The organism is Pseudomonas sp. A39 (assembly GCF_058145955.1).
Genome location: NZ_JBYVMD010000036.1, coordinates 62,510 through 74,637, shown reverse-complemented (window position 1 = coordinate 74,637; position 12,128 = coordinate 62,510). Strand labels below are relative to the sequence as shown.

10 protein-coding genes and 1 pseudogene are annotated in these 12,128 nt (G+C 61.2%); 7 read left to right on the top strand and 4 right to left on the bottom strand.

Annotated features, from left to right (window positions below; genetic code table 11):
- The 4 genes and pseudogenes from AC3ZU9_RS23655 to AC3ZU9_RS23640 all read left to right on the top strand — a co-directional run.
- Window positions 1–585 (top strand): annotated as a pseudogene (locus AC3ZU9_RS23655) (beta-(1-3)-glucosyl transferase); the annotation flags it as partial.
- 258 nt (window positions 586–843) lie between these two features.
- Window positions 844–1,995: a succinyl-diaminopimelate desuccinylase gene (gene dapE / locus AC3ZU9_RS23650; RefSeq protein WP_102061740.1), complete on the top strand. Its 1,152-nt coding sequence runs from the start codon at window positions 844–846 to the stop codon at window positions 1,993–1,995.
- Window positions 1,995–2,804, top strand: a complete 810-nt coding sequence (locus tag AC3ZU9_RS23645; RefSeq protein WP_012722583.1) for a putative RNA methyltransferase — start codon at window positions 1,995–1,997, stop codon at window positions 2,802–2,804. Before dapE ends, AC3ZU9_RS23645 begins: the two co-directional genes overlap by 1 nt.
- 54 nt (window positions 2,805–2,858) lie before the next feature.
- Complete coding sequence (locus AC3ZU9_RS23640) at window positions 2,859–3,236, top strand: hypothetical protein (RefSeq protein WP_490091427.1); 378 nt, start codon at window positions 2,859–2,861, stop codon at window positions 3,234–3,236.
- Between the two features lie 185 nt (window positions 3,237–3,421).
- Here AC3ZU9_RS23640 and AC3ZU9_RS23635 read toward each other — a convergent pair whose 3' ends face one another.
- Window positions 3,422–3,631, bottom strand: a complete 210-nt coding sequence (locus AC3ZU9_RS23635) for a cold-shock protein (RefSeq protein WP_003219353.1) — start codon at window positions 3,629–3,631, stop codon at window positions 3,422–3,424.
- A gap of 180 nt (window positions 3,632–3,811) precedes the next feature.
- On the opposite strand from AC3ZU9_RS23635, the gene plsB reads away from it, so the two are divergent.
- From plsB to AC3ZU9_RS23620, 3 genes are read left to right on the top strand one after another with little or no spacing between them, the layout of a single operon-like run.
- The gene (gene plsB, locus AC3ZU9_RS23630) at window positions 3,812–6,331 is read left to right on the top strand and encodes a glycerol-3-phosphate 1-O-acyltransferase PlsB (protein ID WP_102061739.1); all 2,520 of its coding nucleotides are present in this window, start codon (window positions 3,812–3,814) and stop codon (window positions 6,329–6,331) included.
- Window positions 6,332–6,382: 51 nt separating this feature from the next.
- Window positions 6,383–6,784: a YbaY family lipoprotein gene (locus AC3ZU9_RS23625; RefSeq protein ID WP_490091426.1), complete on the top strand. Its 402-nt coding sequence runs from the start codon at window positions 6,383–6,385 to the stop codon at window positions 6,782–6,784.
- A 40-nt stretch (window positions 6,785–6,824) separates the two neighbouring features.
- Window positions 6,825–7,514, top strand: coding sequence for a DUF4197 domain-containing protein (locus tag AC3ZU9_RS23620; RefSeq protein ID WP_012722579.1), 690 nt, complete (start codon window positions 6,825–6,827; stop codon window positions 7,512–7,514).
- A gap of 67 nt (window positions 7,515–7,581) precedes the next feature.
- Here AC3ZU9_RS23620 and AC3ZU9_RS23615 read toward each other — a convergent pair whose 3' ends face one another.
- The 3 genes from AC3ZU9_RS23615 to AC3ZU9_RS23605 all read right to left on the bottom strand — a co-directional run bounded on the left by AC3ZU9_RS23615 (window position 7,582) and on the right by AC3ZU9_RS23605 (window position 12,122).
- A complete protein-coding gene (locus AC3ZU9_RS23615) occupies window positions 7,582–7,794 on the bottom strand; it encodes a hypothetical protein (protein WP_122809887.1) in 213 nt (70 codons plus the stop codon).
- A gap of 155 nt (window positions 7,795–7,949) precedes the next feature.
- Window positions 7,950–11,015 carry an efflux RND transporter permease subunit gene (locus AC3ZU9_RS23610; RefSeq protein WP_093544159.1) on the bottom strand — a complete coding sequence of 1,022 codons (3,066 nt, stop codon included), beginning with the start codon at window positions 11,013–11,015 and terminating at the stop codon, window positions 7,950–7,952.
- Window positions 11,016–11,021: 6 nt separating this feature from the next.
- Window positions 11,022–12,122: an efflux RND transporter periplasmic adaptor subunit gene (locus AC3ZU9_RS23605; protein WP_490091425.1), complete on the bottom strand. Its 1,101-nt coding sequence runs from the start codon at window positions 12,120–12,122 to the stop codon at window positions 11,022–11,024.
- Window positions 12,123–12,128: the final 6 nt, after the last annotated feature.

Here is a 12,128-nt window from a genome sequence, read left to right as displayed (position 1 = left end):
ACCCGTGGCCAGCGCTACCACTTCCTCGCGGGCTGGTTGCCGTGGGTGGCGGACGGCATGAACATCTTCTTCACCGTGGGCGCCCTGTTGTGGTCGGCGGCGATGATCATCGTGCCGACGCGGGTCGACCCGCCGTTGCTGATTTTCGCGATTCCGCCATTGGCGCTGTTTGTGTTCAAGGTCGGCAAGATCATCTTCCTCTACCGCCGTGCGGTAGGCGTGAACTTGAAGGATGCATTCTGCGCAGCCCTGGCCGGTCTGGCGTTGTCCCACACCATCGCCAAAGCGGTGCTGTATGGCTTCTTCACCACCAGCATTCCGTTCTTTCGTACACCGAAAAACGCGGATAACCACGGCTTCTGGGTCGCGATTTCCGAAGCCCGCGAAGAGATGTTCATCATGCTGCTGTTGTGGGGCGCGGCGCTGGGGATCTACCTGGTGCAGGGCCTGCCCAGCAATGACATCCGCTTCTGGGTGGTGATGCTGCTGGTCCAGTCGCTGCCGTATGTGGCGGCGCTGGTGATGGCTTTCCTGTCGTCGCTGCCGAAACCGGCGCCGAAGGTCGAGCTGGCAACTGCTGAGTAAAAACTTGCGCAATGCACTAAACGGCGGCCTCTGGCCGCCGTTTTGCTATAAGATAACGGCCGTTTTGCATGCCTTGGCCTGCGCCAAATGCCTTATGTGTGAGGGGGCTTGCCCCCGATAGCAGTGTGCCAGTGAACCGATACAGCGACTGACACTCAGCAATCGGGGGCAAGCCCCCTGCCACACTGGATTCGCGCCATTTCAGGTTTCGTATTTCACATTCGTCCTGCGCCCATTACACGCTTCTGGAGTTTTCCCATGACGGCCCATGCCGACCTTTCGCCGACCCTTCAACTCGCTATCGACCTGATCCGTCGCCCCTCAGTGACGCCGATCGACGCCGATTGCCAGAAGCTGATGATGCAGCGCCTGGGCGACGCCGGTTTTGCGCTCGAGCCGATGCGCATCGAAGACGTGGACAACTTCTGGGCCACCCATGGCAAGCATGACGGTCCGGTGCTGTGCTTCGCCGGCCACACCGACGTGGTGCCGACCGGCCCGGTGCAAGCCTGGCAGAACGACCCGTTCGACGCGTTGATCGACGAAAACGGCATGCTCTGCGGGCGTGGCGCGGCGGACATGAAAGGCAGCCTGGCGGCGATGCTCGTGGCGGCCGAGCGCTTTGTCAGCGACTACCCGGACCACAAGGGCTCGGTCGCCTTCCTGATCACCAGCGATGAAGAAGGCCCGGCGCACCACGGCACCAAAGCCGTGATCGAACGCCTGGCCGCACGCAAGGAGCGTCTGGACTGGTGCATCGTCGGCGAGCCGTCAAGCACCACCTTGGTGGGCGATGTGGTCAAGAACGGCCGTCGTGGCTCCCTCGGCGCGACCCTGACCGTACGCGGTGTACAGGGCCACGTGGCGTACCCGCACCTGGCGAAGAACCCGATCCACTTGGCTGCACCGGCCCTGGCGGAACTGGCTGCCGAGCATTGGGATGACGGCAACAGCTTCTTCCCGCCCACCAGTTTCCAGATCTCCAACCTCAATTCCGGCACCGGCGCGACCAACGTGATCCCCGGCGACCTGACAGCGGTGTTCAACTTCCGCTTTTCCACCGAATCCACCGTCGAAGGCTTGCAACAACGGGTGGCCGAGATTCTCGACAAACATGGCCTGGATTGGCACGTGGAGTGGGCGTTGTCGGGCCTGCCCTTCCTCACCGAACCGGGCGCGTTGCTGGATGCGGTCTCGGCGAGCATCAAGGCGATCACCGGGCGTGAGACCCAGGCGTCCACCAGCGGCGGTACCTCCGATGGACGTTTCATCGCGACCCTCGGCACCCAGGTGGTCGAGCTGGGCCCGGTCAACGCAACGATCCATCAGGTCAATGAGCGCATCCTGGCCAGCGATCTCGATGTGCTGACCGAAATCTACTACCAGACCCTGATCAAGTTGCTCGCCTGATGCTCGCCTGCCCCATTTGCAGCGCGCCGCTCAATGCGGTGGACAATGGCGTGGCGTGCCCGGCCGGACATCGTTTCGACCGCGCACGCCAGGGTTACCTGAACCTGTTGCCGGTACAACACAAGAACAGCCGCGACCCCGGCGATAACCTGGCCATGGTCGAGGCGCGCCGCGACTTTCTCAACGCCGGGCACTACGCCCCGGTGGCCAAGCGCCTGGCTGAACTGGCCGCCGAACGTGCGCCGCAGCGCTGGGTGGACATCGGTTGTGGCGAGGGTTACTACACCGCGCAAATCGCCGAAGCCCTGCCCCACGCCGATGGCTACGCGCTGGATATCTCCAAGGAAGCGGTCAAACGCGCTTGCAAGCGCAACCCGGCGCTGACTTGGTTGATCGCCAGCATGGCCCGTGTGCCGTTGGCCTCAGGCAGTTGCCAGTTTCTCGCCAGCGTTTTCAGCCCACTGGATTGGGAAGAGGCCAAGCGCCTGCTCAGCCCCGGCGGCGGCTTGATGAAGGTCGGCCCTACCGCCGGCCACCTGATGGAACTGCGTGAGCGTTTATACGACGAAGTGCGCGAATACACCGACGACAAGCACCTGGCCCTGGTGCCGGACGGCATGAGCCTGGCGCACAGCGAAACACTGGAATTCGCCCTGAGCCTGGCCGAACCCCAGGACCGTGCCAACCTGCTGGCGATGACACCCCACGGCTGGCGCGCCAGTGCCGAGCGCCGCGCCGACGTGATCGAGGCGGCCGAGCCGCTGCTGGTCACGGTATCGATGCGCTACGACTATTTCGTGCTTCAATAACAGACTTTCCAGTATCCGCGAATGGATTTTCGAATCCCGCAACGAGGAACATCCATGCGCCAACCCGATATAGAGATTTACCTGAAGGACGCCGACGTCGACTACAAGGCCATCGCGGCCTGGCTCGGCGCCGCCCTGGGCCCCTGCACCGACTGGGTCCAGAAGGGCCAGACCTACAAGTGCAAGGCCGGCAACGTACCCGCTACCTGGCTGCCGAAAGCTGTAGGCAAATGGAACAGCCTGTACCTGGAAAGCGACCAGACGCCGTGGGACGACGACATCGCCTGTGCCCGCGCAGCCTTTGCCGCGCTGAACGTCGAAGTGCGTTGCGCACCGGGCACCTGGGTTGAGGAAGAAGGTGAAGAAAGCGCTGACACCTGGATTCGCATCAGTGAAGACGGTGAAGAGCAGATCACCTGGAAAACCGCATAATCCTGAAGAAGTGCTTGTGTAGTGAGCGGGCTTGCCCCGCGCTGGGCTGCGTAGCAGCCCTAAAACCTTACGCCGCGGAGTGCGTGACACGACGCGGCGTTCTTGTTAGGGCCGCTTCGCAGCCCAGCGCGGGGCAAGCCCGCTCACCACAGCAAGCCCCTTGCCACATCTGTACAGCGGTGGGCTTACAGCCCCACCACATCCTCCGCCTGCAACCCCTTCTCGCCAGTCACCACGGCGTACTCCACCTGCTGGCCCTCGGCCAAGGAACGATGGCCCTCACCGCGAATGGCGCGGTAGTGCACAAACACATCCTTGCCGTCTTCACGCTGGATAAAGCCATAGCCCTTTGCGTCATTGAACCACTTCACATTACCGGTTTCGCGCGTTGCCATCTGTTCACTCCCACCTGATTGTTATTGTTGAGTCGGTCGCGTTGAACTGCCGAGTATAAGACAGGCTCAAAAACGATCAACTCAAGTTTACATCGCTGCTTTTTTGCCGATTTTCGGTGAATACGGCACACTACCCGCCCGAGCGCCTGCTCGGTTTTTTCCACTTGAAGCAGCACGCCTATGACCCGCTCTCCGTTCCGCCGTCTAGTGTTTGGCACCTTGCGCCGACTGTTGTACCTCTGGGTTCGCTCAGAGACGATCAACCAGTCGTCCTTAACCCTTAACCTGGACCGCAGCCGGCCGGTGTTCTACGTCCTGCAATCGCCCTCCCTCAGCGAATTGGCCGTGGTCGATGCCGAGTGCACCAAGGCCGGCCTGCCGCGCCCGGTGCTGCCGGTATCGGTCGGCCCGTTGATGGAACCGGCGGCGTTCTTCTACCTCACGCCGGAACCGGACTGGCTCGGACGCCAGGACAAGCGCGGCGCACCACCGACCCTGACCCGCCTGGTCAATACCCTCAGCGAGCACGCCGAAGAGAATGCACAAATCATTCCGGTCAGCGTGTTCTGGGGGCAGTCGCCGGAGAGCGAGTCCAGCCCGTGGAAGCTGCTGTTTGCCGACAGCTGGGCGGTCACCGGGCGTCTACGCCGCCTGTTGAGCATCCTGATCCTGGGCCGCAAGACCCGCGTGCAATTCTCCGCGCCTATCAACCTGCGTGAATTGATCGAGCACAATAAAGGGCACGAACGCACCGTGCGCATGGCCCAGCGCATCTTGCGTGTGCACTTTCGTAACCTGAAGACCGCCGTGATCGGCCCCGACTTGTCACACCGGCGCAACCTGGTGAAGGGCCTGGTCAACATGCCGCTGGTGCGCCAGGCCATTGCCGACGAAGCCGAACGGGAAAAGATCACCCCGGAAAAAGCCAAGGCCCAGGCCCTGCGCTACGGCAACGAAATCGCCTCGGACTACACCTACACGGCGATCCGCTTCCTCGAAGTGGTGCTGAGCTGGTTCTGGAACAAGATCTACGACGGCATCAAGGTCAATAACATCGAAGGTGTGCAAAAGGTTGCCCAGGGCTACGAGGTGATCTACGTGCCCTGCCACCGCAGCCATATCGATTACCTGTTGCTCTCGTATTTGCTGTTCAAGAATGGCCTGACCCCACCGCACATCGCCGCCGGGATCAACCTGAACATGCCGGTGATCGGCAGCCTGCTGCGCCGTGGCGGTGCGTTTTTCATGCGCCGCACCTTCAAGGGCAACCCGCTGTACACCTCGGTGTTCAACGAGTACCTGCACACCTTGTTCACCAAGGGCTTCCCTGTGGAGTACTTCGTCGAAGGCGGACGCTCACGCACCGGGCGCATGCTGCAGCCGAAGACCGGGATGCTGGCGATTACACTGCGCAGTTTCCTGCGCTCTTCGCGCATGCCCATCGTGTTTGTGCCGGTGTACATCGGCTACGAGCGCGTACTCGAAGGCCGCACCTACCTGGGCGAGCTACGTGGCGCGAGCAAGAAGAAAGAGTCGATCTTCGATATTTTCAAAGTGGTTGGCGCGCTCAAGCAGCGCTTCGGCCAAGTCGCCGTCAATTTCGGCGAGCCGATCAAGCTGGCTGAGTTCCTCGACGCCGAGCAACCGGACTGGCGCTCCCAGGAGCTGGGCCCGAACTACAAACCCGCCTGGCTGAATGAAACCACCAACCGCCTCGGCGAACAGGTGGCGCGCCACTTGAACGAAGCTGCGGCAGTGAACCCGGTGAACCTGGTGGCGCTGGCATTGCTGTCCACCACGCGCCTGGCCCTCGACGAACAAGCCATGGCGCGCCAGTTGGATTTGTACCTGGCGCTGCTGCGCCGCGTGCCCTACTCGCCCCATACCACCCTGCCCGACGGCGATGGCCTGGCGCTGATCAAGCACGTCAAGGACATGGATCTGCTGTCGGAACAGAGTGATGCGCTGGGTAAGATTTTGTACCTGGACGAGCAGAATGCCGTCCTCATGACCTACTACCGCAACAACGTGCTGCACATTTTTGCGCTGCCGGCGCTGCTGGCCAGTTTCTTCCAAAGCAGCTCGCGGATGAGCCGCGATCAGATCCTGCGCTATACCCACGCGCTGTACCCGTACCTGCAATCGGAGCTGTTTATCCGCTGGTCGCTGGACGAGCTGGACACCGTGGTCGACCAATGGCTGGAAGCCTTTGTCGAGCAAGGCCTGCTGCGTTTCGAGAACAACGTGTACCTGCGCCCGGCGCCGAGCTCGCGGCACTTTGTGCTGCTGACCCTGCTGTCCAAGACTGTCGCCCAGACCCTGCAACGCTTCTACATGGCGATTTCGCTGCTGCTCAACAGCGGCCAGAACAGCATCAGCGCCGAAGAGCTGGAAGACCTGTGCACGATCATGGCCCAACGCCTGTCGATCCTGCATGGCCTCAACGCCCCGGAATTCTTCGACAAGAGCCTTTTCCGACATTTCATCCAGACCTTACTAGAGCAAGATGTGCTGCGCCGCGACGAAGCCGGTAAGTTGAGCTACCACGACCTGCTCGGCGAACTGGCCGAAGGCGCGGCCAAGCGCGTGTTACCGGCGGAGATTCGCCTGTCGATCCGTCAGGTCGCCTTGCATCGCGTGGATGGGGCCGCCGAAGCCTCGGTCGAACCGCAACCGCCAAAACCTGAAGAAAGCCGCTAGATTTAAGCAGGCGCCGGATGGAATCCGGCGCCGTTGAAAAGGAGCTGCACCTTGAAAAAGATCATCCTTCTGGGCCTTACCGCCCTGCTCGGAGCCTGCCAAACCATGACGCCCGCTCCCAAGGCCAGCCTCGACGGCGAAGTCTTCTACCTGCAACGTATCGCCCTGCCGCCGGCCGCGACCTTGAGCGTCAGCCTGCAAGACGTGTCCCTGGCGGATGCACCCGCCGTGACCCTCGCCGAGCAGAAAGGCCCGGTCAAAGGCCAAGTGCCGCTGCCCTTCCACCTGAGCTACGACCCCGCGCAAGTCAAACCCGGCCACAGTTATTCGGTGAGCGCTCGCATCGAACTGGATGGCAAGCTACTGTTTATCACCACCGAACGGTACTCCGTGCAGCTCAATGGCCAGGACCCACACCCCCTGCGCCTGCGCGTCGACGCTGTAGCCCACTGAGTCGTCTCTAGAACATAAGCCCTATTAAAAGGAAGCGCCCATGCTCCGTAACTCCCTTCGCTTTACTGCCCTGTGTGCTGGTTTGTTGCTCGGTGCCAACGCCATGGCCCTGGACTTGAGCAGCCTGTCCCAGGGTGACGCCAGCGGCGGCCTCAAGGACGCCCTGACCCAAGGCGCGCAGATCGCCGTGAAGCAACTGGGCGTCCCCGGTGGTTTCAGCAACAACCCGGAAGTGAAGATCGGCCTGCCTGGCAAGCTGGGCAAAGTGGCCGACAAACTGAAAATGTTCGGCATGGGTGACCAGGTCACCCAGCTGGAAACCAGCATGAACAAGGCCGCCGAAACCGCCGTGACCCAGGCCCAGCCGATCCTGGTCAACGCCGTCAAGAACATGAGTGTGACTGACGCCAAGGGCATCCTCAGCGGCGGCCAGGATTCCGCCACCCAGTACCTGAACAAAAGCAGTCGCGAGGCCATCCGCGCCAAGTTCCTGCCGATCGTCAAGGCCGCTACCGACAAGGTCGGCGTGGCTCAGCAGTACAATGCCCTGGCCGGTAAAGCCGCAGCCTTTGGTGCGGTGGATGCCAAGAGCGCCAACGTCGAAAACTACGTGACCGAGCAGGCACTGGACGGGTTGTTCAAGATGATTGCCAAGCAAGAAGAAACCATTCGCGAGAACCCAGCGGCTGCCGCGACCAGCCTGGCGAAGAAAGTCTTCGGCGCCCTGTAAGCTCGCGCTCTGAGCCCGGACAGGTGGGGGAGGCTCACCTGCCCGGATTCAAGCAGTTCTGGCGTAATTAGAAGAACTTCCCTATACCAAAACCACCGAAGGCGATCATGCCCAAGGGCATGACACCGAAGCCAATTGCCGCGCCGCTCTTGGGCTTGCAAGGGTCTTCAGGCTTATTGCAGGAAGGGGATTTGGAGCAAGGGGGGTTAGGCTTGGCAGGCGCACAGGAGTTGCTGCCGCAGCCGGGCTTCCAAGCATTAAAATTAATACCTATTTTCATAAATACTCCTTGAATCATCAGATTTATGCTTCTGCCGACAGGGATAAAACCCTGGTGGCAAAAGACCTGGCAATCAGGTAATTCATGAGTGGCCCCTCGCCGAATAAACGTTCCTGGCTCCGTAATACGTTTGTGATTATCCCTACGACAAGGTTTTACACGGCCTGCGGTTTGACCCGGAACCATGCGGCGTACAACGCCGGCAAAAACAACAGCGTCAACGCCGTGGCCACAATCAGGCCGCCCATGATCGCCACGGCCATTGGCCCGAAAAACACGCTGCGCGACAACGGAATCATCGCCAGTACGGCCGCCAGGGCTGTCAGCACAATCGGGCGGAAACGTCGGACGGTGGCTTCAATAATCGCCTGCCAGGGTGCCAGTCCCGCCTTGATGTCCTGTTCGATCTGGTCAACCAGGATCACCGAGTTACGCATGATCATCCCCGACAGTGCGATGGTTCCCAGCATGGCCACGAAGCCGAAAGGTTGACGGAATACCAGCAGGAACAATGTCACACCGATCAGTCCCAGCGGGGCAGTCAGAAACACCATGGCGGTGCGCGAGAAGCTGCGCAGTTGCAGCATCAGCAGGGTCAGCACCACCACAATGAACAAGGGCACACCGGCCTTGACCGAATTCTGGCCACGGGCAGAGTCCTCGACCGTACCGCCGACATCCAGCAAATAGCCATCCGGTAGCTCCGCGCGTACGCCTTCGAGGGTCGGCAGGATCTGTTGGACTAACGTCGCCGGTTGTTCCTTGCCATAGATATCCGCGCGAACAGTCACGGTGGGCAAGCGGTTGCGGTGCCAGATGACACCCTCTTCGAAGCCGTATTCGAGGGTGGCTATCTGCGACAGCGCTACGCTTTTACCATTGTCGGTAGGCACGGCCAGGCTTGGCAGCAGCGACAGTTCGGTGCGCTCGTGCACGGTGCCGCGCAAGAGGATTTCGATCAACTCGTTGTCCTCGCGGTATTGGCTGACGGTGGAACCGGTCAACGAACTCTGCAGGAATTTCGACAGGTTGGCGGTGCTAACACCGAGGGCACGGGCGCGGTCCTGGTCGATGTTGAGGTAGACGATCTTGCTCGGTTCTTCCCAGTCCAGGTGCACGTTGACCACATGGGTATTTTCGCGAACCTTGGCCGCAACCTTACGTGCGAGGGCGCGGACCTCTTCGATATGTTCGCCGGTCACGCGAAACTGCACTGGATAGCCTACAGGTGGGCCGTTTTCCAGACGTGTGACGCGTGAACGCAGGTCGGGGAATTGTTCGTTGAGGGTTTCGATCAACCAGGTGCGCAGGGTTTCGCGCTCCTCGATGGTTTTGGCCAATACTACAAACTGGGCGAAGCTGGTGGCCGGCAGCTGTTGATCCAGCGGCAGGTAGAAACGCGGCGAGCCTGTGCCGACGTAGGCCACGTAGTTATCGATACCGGCGTGATCCTTGAGCAAGGCTTCCAGGCGCTTGACCTGGTCGGCAGTATTGCTCAGGGAGGCGCCTTCGGCCAGCTTCAGGTCGACCATCAACTCCAGGCGGCCGGAGGCCGGGAAGAACTGCTGTGGCACAAAACGAAACAGCGCGACCGAGCCGATAAACAGCAGCAGCGTCAGGACGATTACGGTTTTGCGTCGCCGTACGCACCACTCCACCCAGCGTCTTACACGTTGATAGAACGGTGTTCCGTAGGGATCAGGGCCATCAGTGCCGTGCTTGGCCGCATGAATTTTCGCCAGGTCCGGCAGGAGTTTTTCCCCCAGATAAGGCACAAACACCACGGCGGCGACCCACGAGGCCAGCAACGCGATGGTCACCACCTGGAAGATCGAACGCGTGTATTCACCGGTGCTCGACTGCGCAGTGGCAATCGGCAGGAATCCGGCGGCGGTGATCAATGTACCGGTGAGCATCGGGAACGCCGTGCTGGTCCAGGCGAAACTCGCGGCTTTGAGTCGGTCGTAACCCTGCTCCATTTTGATCGCCATCATTTCCACTGCGATGATGGCATCGTCCACCAGCAGGCCTAACGCCAACACCAGGGCACCGAGGGAAATCTTGTGCAGGCCGATCCCGAGGTAATACATGGTGGCAAAGGTCATCGCCAGCACCAGCGGAATCGCCAGGGCTACCACCATGCCGGTGCGCACGCCGAGGGAAAAGAAACTCACCAGCAACACGATGGCCAGCGCTTCGGCCAGTACCTGCACAAATTCGCCGACGCTGGTTTTCACTGCCGCCGGTTGGTCCGAGACCTTGCGCAGCTCCATGCCCGCAGGAAGGTTCTTCTGCAAGCGTGCGAATTCGACTTCCAAGGCTTTGCCCAGGACCAGGATATCGCCGCCGTCACGCATGGCGACGGCCAGGCCGATGGCGTCCTCGCCCATGTAGCGCATGCGCGGGGCCGGTGGGTCGTTGAAGCCACGGTGGATGTCGGCCACATCGCCGATACGGAAGGTGCGGTCACCCACACGAATCGGAAAGCTGCGGATCTCTTCAACGGTCTTGAAATTGCCCGATACCCGAAGTTGCACACGCTCGCTCGGGGTTTCAAAGAAACCCGCCGTGGAGACCGCATTCTGTTCCTGCAAAGCCTGCTGCACCGCCGCCAGAGGTAAACCGAGGGTGGCGAGCTTGAGGTTGGACAGTTCGATCCAGATCTTCTCATCCTGCAGGCCGAGCAACTCGACCTTGCCCACATCCGGCACCCGCTGCAGTTGAATCTGGATACGGTCGGCGTAGTCCTTGAGCACGGCGTAGTCAAAGCCATCGCCGGTCAGCGCGTAGATGTTGCCGAAGGTGGTGCCGAATTCATCATTGAAAAACGGCCCCTGGATGTCCGGCGGCAACGTCTGGCGGATGTCGCTGATCTTCTTGCGCACCTGGTACCACAGCTCGGGGATCTGCGCCGAATGCAGGGAGTCGCGCGCTATAAAGGTCACCTGGGATTCACCGGGGCGCGAGAAAGAGACGATGCGCTCGTACTCACCGGTCTCCATCAGTTTCTTTTCAATACGCTCGGTGACTTGCCGCGAGACTTCCTGGGCTGTAGCGCCGGGCCAATTGGTCTTGATCACCATGGCCTTGAAGGTGAACGGCGGGTCTTCGCTTTGCCCCAACTTGGAGTAGGACAAAGTACCGACCACTGCCAGCAGAATCATCAGGAACAGTACGATCTGGCGATTACGCAACGCCCATTCGGAAAGATTGAAACCCATCGGAAACTACTCCTTGGCCGCCAGATTCACCACGCGGTTGGCGCGATCCACCGGGCGCACTTGCTGGCCTTCGTGGAGCACATGCACACCGGCGGCAATGACCCAATCGGTCGGGCTCAAGCCTTCCAGTACCGGGACGTTTTTTTCACCAAAGGCGCCAATACGGACCGGCACGCGTTTGAGGGTGTTGTCGGGCTGTACGCGCCAGACGTAGGACGCACCGTTCTCCGCACTGAGGGCAGAGAGCGGCACCGACAGCGGAATAACGCCGTCAGCCTGTATGAATACGCGGGCGCTCTGGCCCAGTTCCGCCGGCACCTTGCCGCCGGTGAACGCCACGCGGGCCGCGAACGTGCGCGACTTCGGATCGGCCGCCGGTGACAGCTCGCGAATACGCCCGCTGAAGCGCTGGTCGGGCTGGCTCCACAGCTCGACCGACACCGGCTGGCCGATCTTGAAGCGACCAAAACCTTGCTCGGGCAGGCTGATCAGCACTTCGCGCTCGCCATCGGTGGCCAGGGTGAACACCGTCTGGCCGGCAGACACCACCTGGCCGACTTCGACCGCGCGCTTGGCCACCACACCGTCCTGGGGTGCGCGCAGCACGGCGTAGCCAGCCTGGTTGCTGGCCACGTCAAACTCGGCCTTGATCTGCTTGAGGCGTGCTTCTCCGGATCTATAGAGGTTTTCAGAATTGTCGTACTGGGAACGGCTGACCATCTGACGGTCCATCAGGGTCTTGTAGCGATCGCGCTCGGCACGCACAAGGCTCAGGTTGGCCTCGGCGGCGGCGACTTGGGCACGCGTCGCTTCGAGTTGCAGGCGCACGTCCTGAGGGTCGAGCTCCGCCAGCGCCTGGTTGGCCTTGACCCGTTCGCCCTCCTCCACCAGTCGCTTACTGACTTTGCCGCCAATGCGAAACGCCAGGTCCGGCTCATAGCGTGCGCGCACTTCGCCGGGGTAGCTGTCCATCGACTGCGCAGAAGGCTGTGGCTGCACCACCATGGCCGGTCGGATGGTGGTCTGGGTCGCTTCTTCATGGCCACAGGCGGCCAATAGGAGGACCAGACTGACAGGCAACGCAAAGGGCAGGAAAATGCTGCGCATGCTGTA

Coding starts and splice junctions, on each gene's coding strand:
- AC3ZU9_RS23620 (WP_012722579.1), top strand. CDS start 6,825: ATGCTCCGTAACTCCCTTCGCTTTACTGCCCTGTGTGCTGGTTTGTTG.
- AC3ZU9_RS23645 (WP_012722583.1), top strand. CDS start 1,995: ATGCTCGCCTGCCCCATTTGCAGCGCGCCGCTCAATGCGGTGGACAAT.
- dapE (WP_102061740.1), top strand. CDS start 844: ATGACGGCCCATGCCGACCTTTCGCCGACCCTTCAACTCGCTATCGAC.
- AC3ZU9_RS23610 (WP_093544159.1), bottom strand. CDS start 11,015: ATGGGTTTCAATCTTTCCGAATGGGCGTTGCGTAATCGCCAGATCGTA.
- AC3ZU9_RS23635 (WP_003219353.1), bottom strand. CDS start 3,631: ATGGCAACGCGCGAAACCGGTAATGTGAAGTGGTTCAATGACGCAAAG.
- AC3ZU9_RS23605 (WP_490091425.1), bottom strand. CDS start 12,122: ATGCGCAGCATTTTCCTGCCCTTTGCGTTGCCTGTCAGTCTGGTCCTC.
- AC3ZU9_RS23615 (WP_122809887.1), bottom strand. CDS start 7,794: ATGAAAATAGGTATTAATTTTAATGCTTGGAAGCCCGGCTGCGGCAGC.
- plsB (WP_102061739.1), top strand. CDS start 3,812: ATGACCCGCTCTCCGTTCCGCCGTCTAGTGTTTGGCACCTTGCGCCGA.
- AC3ZU9_RS23640 (WP_490091427.1), top strand. CDS start 2,859: ATGCGCCAACCCGATATAGAGATTTACCTGAAGGACGCCGACGTCGAC.